Source organism: Vibrio sp. S457-15, from assembly GCF_000960545.1.
In the GTDB taxonomy this organism is placed as follows: Bacteria; Pseudomonadota; Gammaproteobacteria; order Enterobacterales; family Vibrionaceae; genus Vibrio; species Vibrio parahaemolyticus.
Genome location: NZ_JYOQ01000094.1, coordinates 1 through 385, shown reverse-complemented (window position 1 = coordinate 385; position 385 = coordinate 1). Strand labels below are relative to the sequence as shown.

At 52.2% G+C, this 385-nt stretch carries 1 protein-coding gene; it reads right to left on the bottom strand.

Features of this window, described 5'->3' with window-relative positions:
• Positions 1–382, bottom strand: a 382-nt coding sequence (locus UF05_RS08850; RefSeq protein WP_082063996.1) for a tellurite resistance TerB family protein, incomplete at its 3' end; no start/stop codon positions are given.
• Positions 383–385: the final 3 nt, after the last annotated feature.

Genomic DNA, 385 nt, shown 5'->3' with positions numbered 1-385 from the left:
CTTGCAGTTTTGCGCGGATAAACTCGCGGTGATCCACATATAGTCGCTCAGCGGTTTTACGAATCACGGCATCTTCCATTGGGTCAATCTCACCATCGGCGTGCGCCACCTCCCACATGCCTTTGATTAGCGCAAAACGCGTCTCTTGCGAAAGCTCTCCCAACTGTGATGTGAACTCATACAACGAGGCGGCTTGAGCAACACCACTTTGCGCCTGAGTGAGCAAACTTTCCACTTCGTCATCGCTTAAATTGAGCAGGCGCTTGAGCAAATGGCGTTTGACCGCTTGCTCGCGCTCATCGATTTGATGATCGGCGCCTGCAACTTCACACAATAAGCTGGCAATTGCCAGATTGGGGTTGTTGGCGTCGTTTTGGCCCAACTC